Origin of the sequence: Flaviflexus sp. (assembly GCF_041440645.1) — a bacterium.
In the GTDB taxonomy this organism is placed as follows: domain Bacteria; phylum Actinomycetota; class Actinomycetes; order Actinomycetales; family Actinomycetaceae; genus Flaviflexus.
This window is the reverse complement of record NZ_JASDVN010000005.1, coordinates 1-20,897: the sequence shown is the minus strand read 5'-3', so window position 1 is coordinate 20,897 and position 20,897 is coordinate 1. Positions and strand designations below refer to the sequence as shown.

Sequence of the window (20,897 nt, the reverse complement as noted above, 5' to 3'; positions counted from 1 at the left end):
CTATCGAATCAGTGTGACCCAGGTTGCACATTGAGGGTAGATTGCGCTGTCTATGAAATAAGTTCCATCGCGGGCCGTATGTACTCATTGCTTCTGTGCAATTTCCGCTCAGAAGCACAGCACGTCATGTGTGGCGACGGAGCGGAAAGTATTTGACAAGGCAATGGGAGGCGGCTGGCGCGAACGCCTCGGAATGGCATGACAGAAGTTATGACTGATGTCTTGAGAGACGACTTGAGGGAGGCATGAGAGATGACATGAGAGTGGGGAGCGACGAAATCGACGCTCCCCATTCGTGGCTAGATAAGCCAAAACTTACATCGTGAGCTGGTCCTGGCAGTTGGTGACAGCCTCGTTGAATGCGGTCTGATCCTCAAGGAGCATCTGATCCTGCTCGTTTGCAATCGCATTCAGGGTCGCAGCCGAGACGACGTCGTACACGTCGTCAACGATGCAGCTGTAGTAGTTGTCGAGGTTCTCGGCGGGAATGCCGGCCTCTTCTATGGCCTCAGCGCTGACACCGTAGTCCTCAAGAATCACGGCCATACCGTCAATGACTTCCTGCTTGGACGGCTTGCCAGCTGCGGAGCGGTGCCATTGTCGGTGTCGTCCGCATCGTCAGAGGAGTCGTCGGTGCCAAGATCGTCGTCCTCGGTCTCATCGACGTCAACCGACTCGGTCTCTTCTTCGGTGGTGTCGTCGGTGTCGGTGTCGTCCTCGACCGTATCCTCGGTGGTCTCTTCATCATCGGAATCATCCGAGCAGGCAGCAAGACCAAAGGGTAGGGCAACTGCCATACCTGCGGCGTAAATGGAACGCTTTCCGAAATTGATCTTCTTGTTCACTTCTGTAGTTGAGAAGATTTCTGGACGGGTTCGACCATATTGATAAACCACGTGCAAAGTCCTCTTTCGACGCGGGGATTACTTCCCAAGCCGGACAATCAGAGATCTTCAGGAACCGCCCTTTCCCTTGATCCATAAGGGAAAGAGGTGAGGGGAGTGACACTGGGGAGTTGCAACCACAAAGCTAAAACGACATGCCACGGCTCACAGGAACTGCACGAGAAAGCTGTTCAACAAGCCGGCTCAGGTCAAGAAAGAAACCAGAGGAAATACGTCAGCGCCATAGTCAAGGCCGCCCCGTTGGAGGCGGCCTTGACATCTGACCAGTGATCTGAACCCGCTGGTGGCTTCAACTCGTTGGTGGTCCCAATCAGTTAGTTGACTCTATCGCTTCAGCCCAGATTGCTCTAGTCCAGCAGGTCACTTTGGCGAAGGACGAAGCTTACGGAGTGCCGACTGCATTGCCGCAGTCGATGGTGGCCTGGTTGAGGATGGCGGTGTCGTCCTGGCTGAGTTCTGCGTCAAGGTCGGCCTGTGCGAGAGCAACGAGAGCGTCGTGAGAGGCGGTGTCATAAACCGCATCCGTCACGCAGAGATAGAACTCGTTCATGATCTCTGCCGTGCCCGACTCCTCGAGTTCCTCAGCCGAGAGCCCCAGTTCCGCCATCATCATCGTGCTCAGGCCGTCCACCACTTCTTCCCTGGTCGGGGTGCCCTCAGGTGCGCTACTGGGATCCTCTGTCTCTTCCGGCGCGATCGTCGCTACCTGATCCTCGTCTTCTGGGTCGGCTGGAGCAGGCTGGGGAACATCCGCGATCCCGGGGCCGAGATCGTCATCCTCGGGAGCAACATCGGCCTCTACCGTATCCTCAACCGCCTCATTCTCGGCGTCGCTCGAGCAGGCACCCAAGAGAATCGGTGCCGTCAAGAGAAGCAGAGTCGCACCGAGCGACCTTTTCATAAGGATTCATCCTTTTCAGGTAGGCAACTCACACGAGTGTATCGGCAAATAGTTGCCGAGTCGTTGTGAGAATGTCCGGCGTAGTAACCATTGTCCCAAGCTGGCTTCTGAACATTGCCCAAAGCCCAGCAAACAGAACGCACGAACCCAGCAAAGTGATGGACTGTCCACGTTCACGATCAGTGTTGCTCGCTGCACCAACAAGGGGACTGCGGACTTTCCTGTCCCCGCTAGCTGTCCGCACTAGCTCCTTCCGGAGCTGACAGTGCGCAAACGAGTTTTGTACAAACATGACTGTGGGGTGAGCATTCACATGTCCACCCCACCAAGCCGATGTGCTCGACTATTACATGCCGAGTTCGCCCTGACGGGAGGAAACTGCAGAGTTCAACGCCGCCTGGTCCTCAGCAAGGATCTGGTCCTGGCCGTCGGCAACGGACTTGAGGGATTCGGCGTCGACCTCGTCGTAGATCTCGTCGATGATGCAGGTGTAGTAGTTGTCAAGCTGCTCGGCGGAGATGCCGGCGGCTTCCATGGTCTCGGCATTGATGCCGTAGTCCTCGAGGATGGTGGTCATGCCTTCCTTGACTTCGTCCTTCGATGGCTTGTCATCGCCACCGCATGCGGCGAGGCCGAAGGGGAGGGCAAGGGCAAGGCCAGCTGCTGCAATTGAGCGCTTCATGTTGGTACGCATTTCTGTCTCCTCTTATGCCGTAGTTGGCATACGCGTTTTCTTAACGAGTTTGACAATACAGTGCCCTCATCGTTCTGCGAAGAAGATTTGTGGGCCGTTCCACCGAGAAACCGGGACCAAAGACCCGGATCGAGAGGATGCTGGGGCATGCGAATCCCGAGTTTGAAGGCTGCGATTCCTGTGAAAGTCCTGGTAGACCGCCGGTTTTACGACTCTCTCAAATCGTTGAAATTTCAACGAAGGACGTCTTTTAGTGTCTCCGGGGAACGGTGGGGGAGTACAACCCAATTTGCCTACCAGAGGCAAACTGGCGTGCCGCAGGCGGAACTCCATGGATCAGCTCACCATATCTGGTCTTAACGAGATGTTCTCGTTGAAAAAGGAATTGCTCCCCAGGTGGGGAGCAATTCGGGTGATGTTTCGTGTGCCTTGAGCCCTGAGCTTTGCAGAGGCCTATCGGGCTAGAGATACGACATCCGGAGTGCCTTGTGGACCTCGCGCAGAGTGTCGTTGGCCTGATCGTTCGCGCGTTCGATGCTGGAGCGGAGAACGTCACGAACGAAGTCCTGGTTTGCTTCGACCTCGGCGCGGCGCGCACGGATCGGGGCTAGCATCTCGTTCAGAGCCTCGGTGGCGACCTTCTTGAGGGTGCCCGACCCGCCATCACCGATCTCATCCGCAACCGCAACCGGGTCACGGTTCGTTGCGAGAGCGGTGAGCTGAACGAGGTTCGAGACCTCGGGGCGGTTCACCGGATCGTAGGTGATGGTGCGCTCGGAGTCGGTCACGGCCTTCTTCAGGCGCGCAGCCGTCTCGTCGGCGCTCATGCCCAACTCGATCGTGTTGTGGCGCGACTTCGACATCTTCTGGCCGTCTAGGCCCAGGACGGAGGGAGCCTCCGACAGGAGTGCCTGCGGACGGGGGAAGATCGGGTGCTTCGCGCCCTCGGGACGCCCGTAGCGCTTCTCGAAACGCTGGGCAATGACGCGAGCCTGCTCGAGGTGGGGGAGCTGATCCTTACCAACCGGAACAATGTTTGCCTTGCAGAACAGGATGTCTGCTGCCTGATGCACCGGGTAGGTCAGAAGCAGGCCGGACATGGGGCGGTTGCCGCTGGCATCGAACTCTGCCTTCACCGTGGGGTTGCGGCGTAGCTCCGAGTCGGTCACGAGGGACAGGAAGGGCAGCATGAGCTCGTTGAGGGCAGCGACCTGGGAATGTGGGAAGATGACGGCCTTCTCAGGGTCGATACCGACCGCGAGGTAGTCGGTGACGAGACCGTAGACGCGTTCCCTGATCTCACCAACCGCGTCGCGGTCCGTGATGACCTGGTAGTCGGCGACAACGAACCAGGAATCAACGCCTGCGTGCTGGAGCTCAACACGGTTGCGGAGCGAACCGAAGTAGTGGCCCAGGTGGAGCTTGCCCGTGGGGCGGTCTCCCGTCAGCATCCTAAACGGCGAGGCGTCTTCCGCGATCTTCCTCTTAAGATCATCACTCACCTGCTCGGAGCGGCGAAGAGAGGCCTCATCCATTGTTGATTCGAGGTCTACATCCTCGGCATTCTGCATGAATCATCCTTTCCGGAACAGAACCGGTAACTTGCTACCCAACCAGCTTAGGCGGGGTTGGACAGATAGAGCCGAATCGACTGCTCTTCCATCTTAATCTTCGAGCCGGGGAGCTTGCGCTCGCGGAAGCCATTGGGCCTCGCAACCGTGGAATCCCAGGCGAGGTCAAAGGGGCGCCCGCGACCCGCCGGCATCGTGAACTCTATCGTGTCGCTCAATCCATTGATGATGAGGAGCGCGTCCACGTCCTTGCCGTTGCCGGAGCGCAGCATCTGGAAGGAGCGGGACGTTGGTTCGAACCATTGCCACGCCGGCATCTCCTCGCCGTCCCGGGCCAGCCACGTGACATCGGGGAGCGGATCTCCGTTGCGCGGGGTGCCCGTGAAGAACCCCGTGGGGCGGAACACCTGGTGTTCCCTGCGGAGCCGAAGCAGGTAGGCGACCGTCTCCTGGAAGTCCTCCTGCCAGGGCTGGAGGCGCCAATCCACCCAGGACAGCGAGTTGTCCTGACAGTAGGCGTTGTTGTTGCCGTACTGGGTGCGTGCGATCTCGTCACCCGCGGTCAGCATGGGCGTGCCGGAGGACAGCAGGAGCGTGCCCATGAGGTTCCTCATGGACTTCTGGCGGGCAGCCAGGAGCGCCGCACTCGGCCCCTCGGTTCCGTGGTTCCAGGACCGGTTGTCGTTCGAACCGTCCCTGTTGTCCTCAAGGTTCGCCTCGTTGTGCTTGACGTTGTAGGTCGTGAGGTCGTTGAGGGTGAACCCGTCGTGGGCGGTGATGAAGTTGATGGAGGCAAAGGTGCCGCGACCACCCGGGACGCGACCTCTCGAGAACAGGTCGGCCGAACCTGAGAGCCTCGTGACGAGCTCACGGGAGTCAGCGGGCCGCTGATCATCAGCCTGCAGTGCCTGGTCGGTCAGCCAGAACGAGCGGACCGTGTTGCGGTAGCGGTCGTTCCAGTCCGCCATGGGGGAGAGGAACTGACCCGTGCGCCAGCCGTTGTGTCCGAGATCCCAGGGCTCCGTGATGAGCTTACGGGAGCGCAGAACGGGGTCGGTTGTCATGGCGACAAAGAGCGGGTGGTGGGAGTGGAAGTCACGGCCCTGACGGCCCAGGGTAACGGCGAGGTCGAACCGGAAGCCGTCGATGCCGACCTTTTCAGCCCAGTAGCGGAGCGAATCAAGGGTCATCTGAATGACTCTGCGGAGGCGGAAGTCGAGTGAGTTGCCACAGCCCGTGACGTCCTCGAACTCGCCCGGGTTGCCCGGCTTTTGCATGTAGAAGTTCGATTCACCGAACCCTCGCCACGACAGCGTGGGGCCGTCGGTACCCGTCTCGCACGTGTGGTTGTAGACCACGTCCATGATGACTTCGATGCCGGCCTCGTGCAGGAGGGACACCATGCCCTTGACCTCACGAAGGACGGCGGAGGGACCCTCCGCCTGAGCAGCCTTTGTCGCATAACGAGGCTCGGGAGCAAAGAACCCAAGAGTGTTGTAGCCCCAGTAGTTGGGCAGTCCCTTTTCAAGCAGGAACGGTTCAGCCAGGCTAGCCTGGATGGGCAGGAGTTCGATGGCGGTGATGCCGAGTCGATGCAGGTGCGCGATGGTGGCGGGATGAGCAAGGCCCGCGTACGTGCCCCTCAGGTGCATCGGCACCCCGGGCATGTTCATCGTCAGTCCGCGCACGTGAGCTTCGTATATAACCGTGTTCGACCACGGGGTATGGAGGGCCTCGACGTGACCGTTGTAGCTGACGTCCACCACGACCGAATGCGGAACGTGTGGAGCTGAATCAAGCTCGTTGATCTTCCGGGGACCGGGAATGGGCTCGAGGTTGTGATCGACCTCGTGTGAGAAGACTGAGGGACTTAAGTCAAAGTCGCCGGAAATGCCGCGGCCGTAGGGATCCATGAGAAGTTTCGCGGGGTTGTGCCTCATGCCGGCAGGGGGATCCCACCTGCCGTGGACACGGAAACCGTAGTGTTGACCAACACCGATCCCGGGAATGAAGCCCGTCCACACGCCAAGTTCCGGGCCGTTCAAAGCAAAACGGCGCTCGTGAAGAGATCCGTCCGGGCCACGATCGATGGCGCAGAACTCGACCGATGCGGCGAGCGGAGCAGTGATAGCGACATCCACCCCATCAGGGCGAACATGCACACCGAGTTTGCTGGAGTGCGTGAGCGACGGAGAGGTGGGTTCGGGAGCCCGTGCGGTGTAACGTTTGGGCTCAATTCGATGTTCGGATTTTATTGTCACCCGCACATTGTCTCATTTATCTGCACGTATACGATCCAACTCATTATTAGTCAGTCAGATGTCCACCCATGGCTTAGCTCTCTTTGAATCCCAGGCCGCGGATGACAATCTATAAGGTATGAGGATTGTTGTCTGTGTGAAGCACGTACCCGACGTCCAAGCGGAACGAACCCTGGGAGAATCGGGTTACCTCGTCCGTGGGGATGACGACGTGCTCAATGAACTTGATGAAAATGCCGTGCAGGAAGCTGTGAACCTCGCGGGCGGCGACGGAGAGGTCATCGTCATCACGATGGGACCCGAGGATGCTGTCGACGGCCTGCGCAGGGCACTCGCTCTGGGAGCCACCAGCGCCGTGCACGTGTGCGACGATCGCGCAGCGGGATCCGACGTTCTCGGAACCGCACGCGTCCTTGCCGCCACCATCAACCGCATCCAGGAGGACGGCCCAATCGACCTCGTTGTCACGGGCATGGCAGCCCTGGACGGCATGACCGCAACGATTCCGTCCGCGCTCGCCGCGCACTTCGACATCCCTGCGCTCACCATGGCGAAGAAGGTCGAACTCGACGGCACGACGCTGCGCGTCCACCGCACCATGGGCATCCACGATGAAGTCGTTGAAGCCGACCTACCCGCGATCCTGTCTGTGACCGACCAGGCCAACGAAGTTCAGTACCCGAACTTCAAGGCGATCATGGCGGCAAAGAAGAAGCAGATCGTCGAACTCAATCTCGACGACCTTGGACTCGCCGGCGAGCTTGTCGGCACCGCGGGTGCCGCAACGAAGGTCAACGCAGCGGAACAGCGACCGCCCCGTGAGGCAGGAGAAATCGTGAACGATGCTGGTGATGGCGGCGTGAAGCTCGCGAACTACATTCTTGGAGTGATGAAGTGAAGGTAGAAACAGTACTCGTCCTCTCCCGCCACAACGGCCAGGAGCTATCCGAATCCTCGCGCGAGATGCTGACCGCGGCGCGCAGCGTGGCCGAACGCGTCGTGTCAGCGACCTTTGGTACCCCGCCCGTTGAGGAGCTCGCACGCTACGGCGCAGACGAGATCCTCGTCGCCGATACCGCCGCCATCGAGGCAACCGGCGCCGACACCAACCACCCGGCAGTCTGGTCCGCGCTCGCGGTCGCAGCGGTCAAGGCCGTGAACCCGCGCGCCGTGTTCCTCGCTTCCTCATACCTGGGCAAGGAGATTGCGGCACAGACCGCGGTCACACTCGACTCGGGTGTCATCACCGATGCCGACTCCGTCACCGTTGAGAACAACCAGCTGAATATTGCGAAGGCTGTGTTCTCCGGTAGCTGGGCAACCAAGGGCGAGATCATCCGCGGCGTGCCCGTTGTTGCGCTCCGCCCCACCGCTGTGGAGGCGCAGGCAACCGACAGGACCGAGGCAAGCGTCAGCCACATCGAGATCGAGGTTCCCAAGCGCGCCATCCGCACCCGCCTGATCTCCCGCACGACGCGAGAGAACGAGGGTCCGAACCTGTCCGAATCCCAGGTCGTGGTTGTGGGTGGCCGCGGCACCGACGGCGACTTCGGTCCCGTTCAGGAGCTCGCCGATCTTCTCGGTGGTGCCGTTGGCGCGACCCGCGTGGCGTGCGATGAGGGGTGGATTGATCGGTCCGCCCAGATCGGCCAGACCGGCGAGACGGTTGCGCCGAAGCTCTACATCGGTCTCGGAGTGTCCGGCGCGGTCCACCACACCTCCGGCATGCTCGCCTCCGAAACGATCGTCGCTGTCTGCGACGATTCCGAGGCCCCGATCTTCGAGATCGCGGACTTTGGTGTTGTCGGTGACATCAACGATGTCGTGCCGCAGGCCATCGAGGAGCTGAGGAAGGCCGGTAGGTGATCTACCTCGACTACGCGGCCACGGCGCCGCTGTCTGATGTTGCTCGCACGGCGTGGCTGGAGGCCACGCAGGTGCGTGGCAACGCCTCCGCCATCCACTCTGCAGGACGCGCATCCCGCTCGATCCTGGAGGATGCTCGTGAGAAGATCGCGGGCCTTCTCGGCGTGGACTCCGCGGAGGTGATCTTCACCTCCGGAGGCACCGAGGCCGACAATCTCGCTATCGCGGGTCCCGCCACGAAGGGCAGGGTTCTCTACTCCGCGATCGAACATCCCGCCGTCCGCGAGGCGGCGGAGATCGCGGCGAAAGCAGGGAGCAGGGCCGGGGCCATTCCGGTCACGCCCGACGGTGTCGTTGACCTGGGTGCGTTGCGGGAGATGCTCGATGAGTCCGTTGGCGTCGTGTCGGTCATGGCGGCCAACAACGAGACCGGGATCATCCAGTCCCTTGAGGAGATCAAGGAGGTCGTGACGGAGAGGGCACCGAACGCACGGCTTCACACTGACGCAGTCCAGGCCATAGGTTCCGTGACCATCCCGGGCGGGTTCGCCATCTCGATCTCAGGCCACAAGCTCGGCGCCCCCGTCGGCATCGGCGCCCTCATTGCCTCCCGGGATTACCCACTTGTTCCTCTCGAGGGTGGTGGCGGTCAGGAGCGCAAGGTCCGGTCTGGCACGATCAACGTGGCTGGTGCGGTCGCACTCGCCGCGGCGCTCGAGGACGCCAGCGAACATCGGGCGGAGCGAGCAGAGTTCCAGACCTCCTTCTCCAACCAGATCGTGGAGGCCTCCGGGGCCCTCGACGGCTACGTGAGCGGCGGGGACGTGCCACGACTTCCTCACATGACGCACGTCATCTTCCCCGGGACCGATCCGGAGGCATTGCTGTTGGGGCTTGATATGGCGGGGATCGCCTGCTCCACCGGCTCGGCTTGCTCCGCCGGTGTCTATCGGCCCTCGGCTGTCTTGGAGGCTATGGGGGTAGAGGAAGACACCTATACTGCTTTACGGTTCTCCACGGGGGAATACACCACCCAATCCGATATTGATGCCCTGGTGGCGGCCCTACCCGGGGCGGTTAGCATGGCACGAAAGGCAGCCCGAGCATGAGAGTATTGGCGGCAATGTCCGGCGGAGTCGATTCGGCCGTGGCAGCGGCCAGGGCAGTCGACGCCGGCCACGACGTCGTCGGCGTCCACATGGCGCTGTCGAAGTCCCGCGCCGAGCACCGCAACGGTAACCGCGGTTGCTGCTCCGTTGAAGATGGTTATGATGCTCGCCGTGCCGCCGACAAGCTCGGCATCCCCTACTACGTGTGGGACCTGTCCGACGACTTCGAGGACACCGTCGTGTCCGACTTCCTGGCAGAGTACGCCGCCGGACGCACCCCGAACCCCTGCGTGCGCTGCAACGAGCACGTGAAGTTTGCGGCCCTGCTTGAGCGCGGGCTCGCGATGGGCTTTGACGCCGTGTGCACCGGTCACTACGCGGACCTGCGTGACGTGAACGAGGGCGGGGAAACCCGCCACGAGCTGCACAGGGCCGCCAACTATCCCAAGGATCAGTCCTACGTCCTGGCAGTCATGGGCAAGCAGGTGCTCGGTAACGTCCTCTTCCCCCTCGGGGATGTCCCGAACAAGGATCAGGTCAGGGTGGAGGCCGCCGCCCGCGGCCTCGGCGTTTCCCTCAAGCCCGACTCCTACGACATCTGCTTCATCGCCGATGGTGACACTCGCGGCTTCCTCCGCAAGCGCCTCGGTGAGAACCCGGGTCCGATCGTGGACGAGACCGGCGCGGTCGTGGGTGAGCATCTCGGTGCCTTCGCCTACACCGTGGGTCAGCGCAGGGGCCTGGGACTCGGTATTCCCGCCAAGGATGGTCAGCCCCGCTTCGTCACGAAGATCGACATTGACAAGAACACGGTGATAGTTGGTCCCGCTGAGGATCTCGACATCAACCAGATTATTGGTGGGGACACCGTGTGGCTCGCTCCCGACATCGACCCGAGCGAACCGATCCGTGCCGGAGTCCAGGTGCGTGCCCACGGCCGTGAGATTCAGGCAACGGTCCAAAGTGTCGATTCGAAGCTGAGGATCGATCTCGATGAGCCACTGCGCGGACTCGCTGCCGGCCAGTCCGCCGTCATTTATGACGGTAGCCGAGTCCTCGGTCAGGCGACCGTGGAGGAGACGGAACGATGACTGAACTACCCCTGTCGCGCATCGAGCACGATACGAATGCGGTGCGCCGCACCGATCCCGCGCTTCTCGGCGAGGCAAAGAACTTCACGTTTGTTCTCGTGCGCAAGGGACAGGTGGCAGTGAAGGACACGGGAGGTCTCGTCACTGTCCAGGCCGATGAAGTCCCCGACAACATGCTGAACTGGGACAACATGTCCTACCTCGGCAAGACCGACACCACCCAGTGGGCATCCCTCCATCTCGTTGGCACGAGCGTTGAACTGGATCCCGAGGGCATGCCGTACGGGGACCCGAGGCTGACCGCACTGCACCGCAACACCTTTGTGTCGCTCCGCAAGATCGGGCACGAGCTCTCCGGCCTCGAGTCCGGACTTGCCACCGTCGCTACCGCACTGGGTGCGTGGCGTGACGATCGCAAGCACTGCCAGGCCTGCGGTGGCATCATCGGCGCCCAGGCAGCCGGCTGGGAGGGGCTCTGCCGGGACTGCAATCTCATCAGCTATCCCCGCACCGATCCCAGTGTCATCATGGCGATTCGCGATCAGGAGGACAGACTCCTTCTCGGGCACGCCTCCAACTGGGAGGCAACCCGCTACTCCTGCCTCGCGGGCTTCGTTGAGGCAGGTGAGTCCCTCGAGCACGCGGTGGAGCGCGAGTCCTTCGAGGAAGCCGGCATCACCATTGATCGTCTCGAGTACTTTGGTTCCCAGCCCTGGCCCTTCCCGAGGTCGCTGATGGCAGCATTTCGGGCGTGGACGTCTTCTCCCGTCATCGATGTCGACGGTGAGGAAATCACCAAGGCCCGCTTCTTTACGAGGGAGGAGCTTGCACGGGAGATCAAGAACGGGAACCTCACCGTTCCCATGTCCTCCTCGGTGGCTCGCTACCTCATTGAGGACTGGTTCGGCGGTCCGCTCCCGGTCGAAGACTGATGCGAGGGTTGACCGGCAATCGTTGAGTGCCGGTCACGTGGAGCAAGGTCTCAATACAGGAGTCAATTCCTCGCGCAGACTCGGGCCCGCGTGCCCCACTTCCTCTCCGCTATCTCCACCCAACGCCCCTTACTTCCACCCGACGTCCTTTGTTTCAACCCATCGTCCTTCTTGGATGGAACATAGTCCTTGAGGTCCTTCTAGCAAGCAGCGAATTCCTTGCGACAGGTGCACGTCTCTCGGGTGGGATGTAGGTTCGCCTGCAGTCCACAGGAGGTAGCGAGCGGAGTGGTCGCGCCCGGGGCGAACGAGTCGGGCACCGGTCTGTCCGTGGTTCGTGACAAACTTGATGGGGAGGTTATGAATGGATAAGGAAGAACTGCTGTCGGCGTTGGACCCTGATCAGCGGCAGGTTGCCGAGTCGCTCAGGGGACCGCTCGTCGTGAGGGCGGGTGCGGGAACGGGCAAGACCCGAGCCATCACGTACCGAATCGCCCACGGGGTTCTCGTTGGTGCGTATCACCCCAGCAATGTTCTTGCCGTCACCTTCACCTCGCGTGCGGCGGGGGAGATGCGTTCCAGGCTTCGCGACCTCGGTGCGGGCGGCGTGCAGGCACAGACCTTCCACGCAGCGGCCCTGCGTCAACTCTCGTACTTCTGGCCCCACGCAGTCGGTGGCCCCATGCCACAGATCCAGGAGTCCAAGATCGGGCTCATCTCCCAGGCCGCAGGACAGTTGGGGATTGGGGTGGATCGTGCGACTGTGCGCGACCTTGCCGCCGAGATCGAGTGGTCCAAGGTGACGCTGACCGGTCAGGACCGGTACGTCGAGAAGGCGAGGGAAACGGGACGCGAGGGCGTGGCCGGGCAAACCCTCGAATCGGTTGGTCGGCTCATTGCCGTCTACGAGGAGGCCAAGTCCGCCAGGGGAGTCATTGACTTCGAGGACATCCTCCTCATCCTCATCGGGATCATGGTGGAGCGTGACGATATTGCTCGCCAGATCCGCCACCAGTACCGCCACTTCGTCGTGGACGAGTACCAGGACGTCTCGCCCCTTCAACAGCGCCTCCTCGATCACTGGTTGGGGGAGCGCAGGGACCTGTGCGTCGTTGGTGACGTGTCGCAGACCATTTACTCCTTCACGGGAGCAAGCCCGGGCTACCTTCGTGACTTCCGTAAGCGCTTCAAGGAAGCAACCGAGGTCGAACTGGTCCGCGACTACCGCTCCACACCCCAGATCGTTGAGGCCGCCAACCGCGTCATTGCCCCCGGCAGACTCGATGGTGCGGTCAAGCTTGTTGCTCAGCGTCCCTCGGGACCGTCCGTTGACTACCGCGACTACGACGATGATGACCTCGAGGCGAAGGACATCGCCAAGCGCATTCTCGATCTTCAGCAGCGTGGCACGCTCCTGTCCGAGATCGCGATTCTCGTGCGCACCAACTCCCAGTCCCAAGCCTTTGAAACGGCACTGTCCGACGCGGGTATCGGTTACAGCATCCGCGGTGGTGAACGCTACTTCTCCCGCAAGGAGATCCGTGAAGCGATGGTCATGATGAGGTCCTATGCGCGTAGCGGCGTCGAGGCAACCATGCCCGAGACCGTCCGTGAGATCGTGCGCAGGCTGGGCTGGTCCACCACGGCACCGAAGACGGCCGGTGCCCAGAAGGACAAGTGGGATGCTCTCAACGCACTCGTGACACTCGCGGATGACATTCACGAGACCCGTGGCTCCGACCTCGCCGGCTTCGTTGCCGAACTGGAGGAACGAGCATCTCACCAGAACGCACCCACAGTCGAGGGCGTCACCATCTCCACACTCCACGCAGCCAAGGGCCTCGAATGGGATGCGGTGTTCCTGGCCGGCATGAGTGAGGGGCTCATGCCGATCTCCCTCGCCGAGACCCCGGCCGCAATCGATGAGGAGCGCAGGCTACTCTACGTCGGCATCACTCGAGCCAGGGAGATCCTGACCATCACCTACGCTCGCGCGAGGGCGAGTACCGGACGAGGTAACAGGAAGCGCACCCGGTTCCTCGATGGAATCTGGCCGGAAACAGAGAAGGTGTCGAGAGCTACCAAGAACCGGAGGCGCTCCAAGGAGGCAGCCCTTGACTTTGAACTTAACCATCCGGATGATGTTGCTCTGCTTCAGAACCTCAAGGCGTGGCGGAAGATTCAGGCTGAGGAGGAGCGTAAGCCCGCCTATCTCATTCTTGTCGACGCCGTGCTCATGAACATCGCCGCTGCCAAGCCCGTCACCATTCACGAGCTGGGTAAGGTTAAAGGCATTGGCATGACGAAGCTGGATAGCTACGGTTCCGCCATCCTTCAGATCATCGATTCGACCACGTCGGGCAGGTAGTCGGTTCGGAGCGGCGTCGAGTCGGCAGCCGTTACATCGAAGTCGTGCTCGACTCGCTCCTAGCGCGATGCCCAAGGACACCGGTGAGTCCCTGCCTCAGGTCATGTCCGGTAGCTTCCCGAGCTCCTATCCGTTGATTAGTGGGAATCCGGCGACGAGGACTCCTTGGGCTACTGCTCTGAGAGCAATGCATGGCATCCGCACTTCTCGTGCGGGATGATCTCCTCGATCGTCGGCCATGACGGAGCGGGCGGGACGTGCAAGATGCTTGAGTGCAGCCGCGGCTTGAGCTCTGGATGGTTGATGACGTGGAGGATCTCGCTCACGACCAGGCTCACTGCGTGGAAGGCGCTCGCGGTGTCCGTTTCGAGGATGCTGAGACGGGCACCCTGCGAGGCAAGGACCGGCCACGCCTCATCCTGGTCCTGCCGGTGGAGCTCAACGCACTCCACGCACGGGGTGCCGGTCACGAACGGTCCGATCTGAACATCGGCTTCAGCCACCACCACGGGTAAGAACGGTATGTCGTTTGCGAGGGCTACTCGTGCGATGTGGCGGGCGTAGACGCGGCTGCTGACTGAGACAACAAGGGTCTGAGTTGCCTTCTTGGTGCCTGGGCGGAGGAGTGGCCGCACCACGCTCTCGACGGGCTGACCGTAGGAGGCGCCGCCAAGCCACCTCGACTCGCTCTCGGTCACGGGACCCGGGTCGGTGAAGTAGATACTGGAAAATCCGTACTGATTGAGGACGAGGGCGAGCAGTGTGCCGATGAGGCCGGTGCTGTGGATCTCGATCGCGGTTGTGCCAGTCCGAGTCGGGTGCGCCGCCCCGGCCCTGGTCAGTGCATTGAACTCTGTGAGTGCCATTGAACCCGGCAAGGTGTCGTTCACGGCAAGTCCCGTCTCGCTGACCCGATCCCAGATCTTTCTCGCACGCTCCTGGTCGACCTGGTTTGAACGGGCCCAATGCGACACGTCCTCCGGCGTACAGGGGCTGCGCAGGAGATTGAAAAGGGACACCTCGCGCGGATAAAGACCCTCGAACACGGCACTGCGTTCGGAGTAGAGGCCGAGTTGGATGCTGTCTCTCTCGCGCCAATAAATGCCAAGACCTTCCGGGAGATACATGCCGATAGCTTAGCGAAGCAAACGGAACCCCCTGCCCGTCATCCACAGGCAGGGGGTTCACTATGTTGATGTGTACCTGGCGGCTGTTTCGCGTGCAAGTAGGTAACTTAGGTGCAGGTGGGTGACCTACTGACAGGTACCTCACCTAGTTGGTCGGGGGAAGCGGCTCTTCCGGTCCTGCGGGATCCTCGCCCGCTTCTTCGTCGGCAAAGATGCTCGCAAGGAGATCGTCGATCTCGGACTCGATATCGGACTCCTTGTCGGAGAAGAACTCCTCAGGCTTGTCCAGATCATTCGAGTCAGGAAGCAGATCCGGGTGCGACCACAGGTAGTCGCGGGATTCCAGGTCACCCTGATCGAGGGCGATCTTCCAGAAGTTTGCGGCCTCGCGGAGCTTCTTGGGGCGCAACTCCAAGCCAACCAACTGACCGAAGGTGACCTCGGCGGGACCTCCCGTGGCCCTGCGGCGCACGAACATCTCGTGCAGGGCATCGGCGCAGGGCAGGTGACCGGCTGTTGCCAGGTTCGTGACCTCGCTGACCCAGCCCTCGATGAGAGCAAGGATGGTTTCCAGCTGAGTGAGGACGGCTTCCTGTGATTCGGTCGGTGCCGGGTTGAAGACGTCGGTCAGATCGATCTCGGGCATCGACTGCGGATTAGTCATGTCGATGCCGCGGATCTGTTCCTCAACCGCACCCATGTCGATGTTGATGTCGCGTGCCCACGCCTCGATCGTGTCGAGCAGGTAGGCGCGGAGCCACGAGGAGGAGGCGAAGAGGCGGGCGTGCGCGTGCTCGCGTACCGCGACATAGAGGGAAACCTCGTCGTGGGAGATGTCCAGGCCCTCGGCGAACTCCTCGACGTTCGAGGGGACGAGAGCGGTTGTGTGACCCTCAACGAAGGGCAGGCCGGTGTCGGTGGAACCGAAGGACTGCTTGGCGAGCTGGCCAAGGGCGGCACCGAACTGCATGCCGGTCATGGAGGCCATCATCTGGTTGATAAAGGTGGAGGCCTGACCGCCCAGCATTGCCTTCATTTCCTCTGGCATCTGCTCCATCTGCTCCTCCATGGCGCGGGAGAAGGCGGCGGTAAGGTTTTTGGCAACCGGTTCGGTCATGCGACGGAAGGTGGACTGTGCGTGCGCGATCCAATCGAGGCGGGTCCATGCCTGCTCAGGACCGTAGGACGGATCGAGTGCGGTGGCCTGGTTCAGCCACATGTTGGCGAGTTGAAGATCGTTCTTGACCTTCTCCACCTCGCCATTCGTTAGCGTGTCGACACCGTCACGGGTGATGGATTCCTTGGCGACCTGTTCGGCAATCTGCCAGTTGACGGGACCGCCGGGGCTACCCGACATCATCGACCGCAACTGGCTCATGAGGATCTGAATGTCCGGCCCGGAGGGGTTCATGCGCGCGAGATTGGCAGGATCGAACCCCTGGGCTTCCATGGAAGCGATGACATCATCGGCTGCCTGATCGCCCAGCACTGCCCGCAACATATCCTTCCACTGGTCGTCACGTGGGTTAGGTTCATTGCTCACGGTTACTCCTCGTCTTGCTTGCCTCCAAGGCTAGTTGAGAGAAGGGCGCTGTGGAAAGTATCCGTGCTGAGGGCGAAACGCGAGCCACGGTTGCATGATTGCCCCGGTCGCGGTGCATGATTGGACGGTGAGATATCGCGATGAAAATCTTGAACCCACCCCACCTCGGGTACTGCTCGGCGGGGTGGTCGCCATCGCATTCGGTGCGCTACTCACCTGGCAGGCATTCATGCCAACCACCTACCTGTACCAGCAGCCCGGGCCGGCCCTATCTGTCGCGGAAATCGATGGGGAGCAGGTCATTCACCTAACCAACACGGATGCTCCGACCTACCTATCGGACACCGATCTTCATCTCACGACCGTGTCGACATTCGGCAACCCTGATGCGTCTGTCCGTGGAGCCGCCGCGGTCGAAGCCTACCTCGACAACGACAAGGACCTCGTTCCCATCCGCACGCTCTACACCGCCGATGACACGAACGACGAGGTGCGAGCAGCGAGTGCGGCGATGATGGCGGAATCTCAGGTTAATGCCGTTCTGGCGGGATATGGGCTCGCGGGAATCGATGTGCCCACCACGACACGAGTCGCGGGATTCACCGAAGGGTCGGGTGCAGAAGGCAAGCTCCGCGTGGATGACGTTCTTCTCTCCCTGCAGGCACCGGGGGAGGACTCGTTCAGTCCCGTGAACTTCACGCAACTCCGGGAATACCTCGCAACCATTGATCCGGGCACCGAACTTGCCATCACGGTGGAACGCAACGGCACCGAGCACGTCGAAACGGTCGTGACCAGCGATCCGGGCGAGGGCGGAGAAGGCTCCCTCATCGGTGTCTACATCACGACCGAGGTGCAGGAGGGCGCCCCGGGCGCCGACATTGCGCTTGAGAACATCGGCGGTCCCAGCGCGGGCCAGATGTTCGCCCTCGAGATCTACGACCAGCTAACCGAAGGCTCCGTCGGTGGCGACAACATCATTGCCGGCACGGGAACCGTGGACGAAACTGGCGACATTGGCCCCATCGGCGGCATCGAGCACAAGCTCAAGGGAGCGCGAGCCGCGGGAGCAACCTACTTCCTCGCCCCGGTCGAGAACTGCGATGAAGTGATTGGCCACGAGGTTGACGGCCTCCAAGTCATCGCGGTCGACAATCTTGAGGACTCGCTTGCGGCACTCGAGGCGATCAAGACTGGCGATACTGCAGACCTCCCCACCTGCACCCCATAGCTCGTCGAGACCTTGGATAGTCGACGACTTGGATAGAGGAAAGGCGCCCATCATGGGCGCCTTTGCCTTTTACTCGAACGTTGCCTTGAGGGCTGCGACGAGTCCGGGGACAGCATCGGGGCTGCCGATGACCTCATCGTCGTTGTCGTGGGAGCGGGTGCGGATGGCGCACCAGGTCTGACCTTCCCTCATGTAGCCCACCGCCATGCGAACGTCCTCGCGCTCGGGATGCTCGGTCAGGGAAACGAGGGCACGCTGCTGATCCTTGGGCAGATCCTTTTCAGCTGATGGGGGAACGATGATGCGTTCTGCCACAATTGCGGCACCGTCAACCTCTTCTGGCCACGCAAGCTGTGCGAGAAGTTCCTCCAGGGTGGAGGCCTGGGGGAGGCCCTCCTGCTCGACGGAGAACAGGGTATTCGGGTCGGTGATCGCGTTGATCGCGACATCGGTGGGAAGTTCTTCCGCGAGTTCCGGCGTCTTTTCTAGCGCGGGAATGGCCTTAATGATGGCAAAGATCCGGATCGGTGCATCCCAACCATCGGCGGCAACAAACTTCTCAATATCGGTCACGGCATCTTTCAGCGCGACAAGCTTCGGGTCTAACTCCATAGGTCAATGGTGGCACAGGTTCGGAAAACCGTTACGACCGGGCATTTGATATCTGCTGTCACGCTTCCAGACTGGTGCGATACGGTTAGAGGGTACATTTTCCAAATCATGGAGAAACCTGTGACCACTTCTTCTTCAAACGAACGCCCGTGGAGTCCGGGCGGCGGTGCTGGGACAAGACCCAGACCCGCAACGAGTAGCGGATCCGGGGGAGCATTCATCCCGACCGTTATCATCCTCGCCGCCCTCCTGTTCCTGTTCGTCATCCTGGCGAACGTGTGGACGGAGGTGCTGTGGTTCGATCAGCTCGGTGCTGTACGCGTCTTCTGGACCCAATGGGGAGCCCAGATCATTGTCGGCGCGGTGGCAACGATCCTGCTTGCCGCAGTCATCTGGCTCAACATGAAGCTGGCCTACCCGGCCGGCGGAATCCCCGAGCCGGGTGCCATTCGAAACCGCAACCTCGACCCCTACCGGGACGGCATCAGCAAGTACCGCAAGAGCGCCTTCTACGTTCTGCCGCTCGTGCTCGGCCTGATGTTCGGTGCGGGACTGGGTAGCCAATGGCGCACCATCCTGATGTTTATCAACAGAGAACCCTTTGGTGAGGTGGACCCTGAGTTCGGCCTCGACATTGGGTTCTTTGTTTTTACTCTCCCGATGCTGTCCCTGCTCCTGTCCTTCCTCATCAGGTTGCTGGTGGCCTCGTGGATCGTCGGCATCGTCATGCACTACCTCTATGGTGGCGTCGACCCGACCCAGAAGCCCATGTACTTCTCCAAGAAGGCACGCATCCACCTGTCTGTTCTGGGTGCGATCTCGGCTCTAGCCGCGGCGGCCTACTTCTGGCTATCGAGATACGAACTGCTGGTGAGCGAGAACTACCGCTACGCGGGCGCGTCCTTCACCGATGTGCAGGCATCGCTTCCCGCACGCGAGATCATGGCCGGCATCTGCGTCATCATCGCCGCGATCTTCGTGTACGTGGCAGTGCGCGGAGCTGTCCGCGTTGCCATCGCCGGCATCGCCGTCGCCCTCGTGGCGCAGATTGTTGTGGGAACCGCGTACCCGGCTCTCGTTCAGCAGTTCCAGGTGCAGCCGAACGCTGTCGAGCTCGAGTCTCCCTACATTCAGCGCAACATTAATGCGACGCTGACCGCGTACGGGCTTGATGACATCGACATCACCACCTACAACGCAGAGACCGAGGCCACGGCTGGCCAGCTGCGAGAGGACTCCCAGTCCACCGCGCAGATCCGCCTCCTCGATCCGAACATCGTGTCGCCGACGTTCAACCAGCTCCAGCAGAACCGTCAGTACTACAGCTTCGCCTCGCAACTCGCGGTCGACAAGTACAACATTGACGGCGAGGATCGCGACACCGTGATCGCAGTTCGCGAGCTCAACCTTGATGGTCTTGGCGACGACCAGCGCACCTGGGTGAACGACCACACGGTCTACACCCATGGCTACGGCGTCGTGACCGCCTACGGTAACACCGCACAGAACGACGGTCGTCCCGCCTTCTACGAGCAGGGCATCCCCTCCGTTGGCGAGCTTGGTGACTACGAGCCCCGCGTCTACTTCGGTCAGAACTCTCCCGACTACTCCATCGTCGGTGCACCCGAGGGAACGGATCCGTGGGAGCTCGACTACCCGAACGATGATGCCCCGAACGGTCAAGTGAACAACACCTACGAGGGTGATGGTGGCCCCAGCATCGGCAGCCTGTGGAACAAGATCATGTTCGCCACAAAGTTCCGCGACCAGGAGATCTTCTTCTCCGACCGCGTGAACGAGAACTCGCAGATCCTCTACGACCGCGATCCGCACACTCGTGTTGAGAAGGTAGCTCCCTACCTGACCCTCGACTCGAAGGCGTACCCGGCGGTTGTTGACATCGACGGCGACTCGGACACTCCGAAGGATCTGGTCTGGATCATTGATGGTTACACGACCACGAACCAGTACCCGTACTCGGCACGCGAGTCCCTCGAGGACGCAACGACGACGACGGACCCGAACAGCCAGATCGTTGGCTACATCCCCGAGGAAGTGAACTACATTCGCAACTCGGTCAAGGCTGTTGTCAACGCCTACGACGGTTCCGTGACCCTCTACAGGTGGGACGAGGAGGACCCGGTCCTCAAGGTCTGGGAGAACATCTTCCCGGACATGCTCACCGACATGTCGGAGATGTCGGGTGACCTCATGGCTCACGTCCGCTACCCGGAGGACCTGTTCAAGGTGCAGCGCCAGCTGCTCACCCGCTACCACGTGACCGACGCAGCGTCGTTCTACTCCGGTGGTGACTTCTGGAACGTGCCGCCGGACCCGACGGTCGGTGAGGGTGCAACCACCACGGCGCAACCCCCGTACTACCAGACGTTGCAGATGCCGGAAACGGACGAAGCCAGCTTCTCGCTGTCCTCCTCCTTCATCCCAGGCGGTAACACGGACAGGAACGTCCTCACGGGCTTCCTGGCTGTGAATGCGGATGCCGGTAGTGAAGCGGGCGTCAAGAGCGAAGATTACGGCCAGTTAAGGCTCCTGGAACTCCCACGTGACCTCACGGTCCCCGGCCCTGGCCAGGTCCAGAACAGCTTTAATGCCAACGCGGAAGTCTCCACGGAACTTAACCTGCTCCGCCAGGGCGGTTCCACGGTCCGCTCCGGCAACCTCCTGA

The 20,897-nt window shown here is 61.3% G+C and carries 17 protein-coding genes; 8 read left to right on the top strand and 9 right to left on the bottom strand.

Annotation, left to right across the window (positions count from 1 at the left end; translation table 11 throughout):
• Positions 1-315: 315 nt before the first annotated feature.
• The 6 genes from QMB98_RS00570 to glgX form a co-directional block, all read right to left on the bottom strand.
• Positions 316-546: a hypothetical protein gene (locus QMB98_RS00570; protein ID WP_371683681.1), complete on the bottom strand. Its 231-nt coding sequence runs from the start codon at positions 544-546 to the stop codon at positions 316-318.
• Positions 537-845, bottom strand: a complete 309-nt coding sequence (locus QMB98_RS00565; RefSeq protein WP_371683680.1) for a hypothetical protein — start codon at positions 843-845, stop codon at positions 537-539. Before QMB98_RS00565 ends, QMB98_RS00570 begins: the two co-directional genes overlap by 10 nt.
• A 442-nt stretch (positions 846-1,287) precedes the next feature.
• Positions 1,288-1,806, bottom strand: coding sequence for a hypothetical protein (locus tag QMB98_RS00560; RefSeq protein WP_371683679.1), 519 nt, complete (start codon positions 1,804-1,806; stop codon positions 1,288-1,290).
• 346 nt (positions 1,807-2,152) lie between these two features.
• Entirely contained in the window at positions 2,153-2,500 is a 348-nt protein-coding gene (locus tag QMB98_RS00555; protein ID WP_371683678.1) for a hypothetical protein, read from the bottom strand.
• A 461-nt stretch (positions 2,501-2,961) separates the two neighbouring features.
• Positions 2,962-4,071 (bottom strand): tryptophan--tRNA ligase, encoded by a 1,110-nt coding sequence (gene trpS, locus QMB98_RS00550; protein WP_371683677.1) that lies wholly within the window; start codon positions 4,069-4,071, stop codon positions 2,962-2,964.
• 47 nt (positions 4,072-4,118) lie between these two features.
• Positions 4,119-6,332, bottom strand: a complete 2,214-nt coding sequence (gene glgX / locus QMB98_RS00545) for a glycogen debranching protein GlgX (RefSeq protein WP_371683676.1) — start codon at positions 6,330-6,332, stop codon at positions 4,119-4,121.
• A gap of 118 nt (positions 6,333-6,450) precedes the next feature.
• On the opposite strand from glgX, the gene QMB98_RS00540 reads away from it, so the two are divergent.
• The 6 genes from QMB98_RS00540 (at position 6,451) to QMB98_RS00515 (ending at position 13,698) form a co-directional block, all read left to right on the top strand.
• Positions 6,451-7,230: an electron transfer flavoprotein beta subunit/FixA family protein gene (locus tag QMB98_RS00540; protein ID WP_371683675.1), complete on the top strand. Its 780-nt coding sequence runs from the start codon at positions 6,451-6,453 to the stop codon at positions 7,228-7,230.
• Positions 7,227-8,198, top strand: a complete 972-nt coding sequence (locus QMB98_RS00535; protein ID WP_371683674.1) for an electron transfer flavoprotein subunit alpha/FixB family protein — start codon at positions 7,227-7,229, stop codon at positions 8,196-8,198. The genes QMB98_RS00540 and QMB98_RS00535 overlap by 4 nt, the downstream gene beginning before the upstream one ends.
• Positions 8,195-9,307 carry a cysteine desulfurase family protein gene (locus tag QMB98_RS00530; protein ID WP_371683673.1) on the top strand — a complete coding sequence of 371 codons (1,113 nt, stop codon included), beginning with the start codon at positions 8,195-8,197 and terminating at the stop codon, positions 9,305-9,307. The genes QMB98_RS00535 and QMB98_RS00530 overlap by 4 nt, the downstream gene beginning before the upstream one ends.
• On the top strand, positions 9,304-10,398 hold the full coding sequence (gene mnmA / locus QMB98_RS00525) for a tRNA 2-thiouridine(34) synthase MnmA (protein WP_371683672.1): 1,095 nt from the start codon (positions 9,304-9,306) through the stop codon (positions 10,396-10,398). The genes QMB98_RS00530 and mnmA overlap by 4 nt, the downstream gene beginning before the upstream one ends.
• Positions 10,395-11,330 carry an NAD(+) diphosphatase gene (gene nudC, locus QMB98_RS00520; protein WP_371683671.1) on the top strand — a complete coding sequence of 312 codons (936 nt, stop codon included), beginning with the start codon at positions 10,395-10,397 and terminating at the stop codon, positions 11,328-11,330. Before mnmA ends, nudC begins: the two co-directional genes overlap by 4 nt.
• Positions 11,331-11,694: 364 nt before the next feature.
• On the top strand, positions 11,695-13,698 hold the full coding sequence (locus tag QMB98_RS00515) for an ATP-dependent DNA helicase UvrD2 (protein ID WP_371683670.1): 2,004 nt from the start codon (positions 11,695-11,697) through the stop codon (positions 13,696-13,698).
• Between the two features lie 170 nt (positions 13,699-13,868).
• On the opposite strand, the gene QMB98_RS00510 is transcribed toward QMB98_RS00515, so the two are convergent.
• Entirely contained in the window at positions 13,869-14,825 is a 957-nt protein-coding gene (locus tag QMB98_RS00510) for a hypothetical protein (protein ID WP_371683669.1), read from the bottom strand.
• Between the two features lie 145 nt (positions 14,826-14,970).
• Positions 14,971-16,368, bottom strand: coding sequence for a zinc-dependent metalloprotease (locus tag QMB98_RS00505; RefSeq protein WP_371683668.1), 1,398 nt, complete (start codon positions 16,366-16,368; stop codon positions 14,971-14,973).
• A gap of 127 nt (positions 16,369-16,495) precedes the next feature.
• Here QMB98_RS00505 and QMB98_RS00500 point away from each other — a divergent pair, with 127 nt between their 5' ends.
• Positions 16,496-17,599: a PDZ domain-containing protein gene (locus tag QMB98_RS00500; protein ID WP_371683667.1), complete on the top strand. Its 1,104-nt coding sequence runs from the start codon at positions 16,496-16,498 to the stop codon at positions 17,597-17,599.
• A gap of 69 nt (positions 17,600-17,668) precedes the next feature.
• On the opposite strand, the gene QMB98_RS00495 is transcribed toward QMB98_RS00500, so the two are convergent.
• Entirely contained in the window at positions 17,669-18,211 is a 543-nt protein-coding gene (locus QMB98_RS00495) for a PPA1309 family protein (protein WP_371683666.1), read from the bottom strand.
• A 120-nt stretch (positions 18,212-18,331) separates the two neighbouring features.
• On the opposite strand from QMB98_RS00495, the gene QMB98_RS00490 reads away from it, so the two are divergent.
• Positions 18,332-20,897 (top strand): UPF0182 family protein (locus QMB98_RS00490; protein ID WP_371683665.1); only part of this gene is annotated, 2,566 nt, incomplete at its 3' end.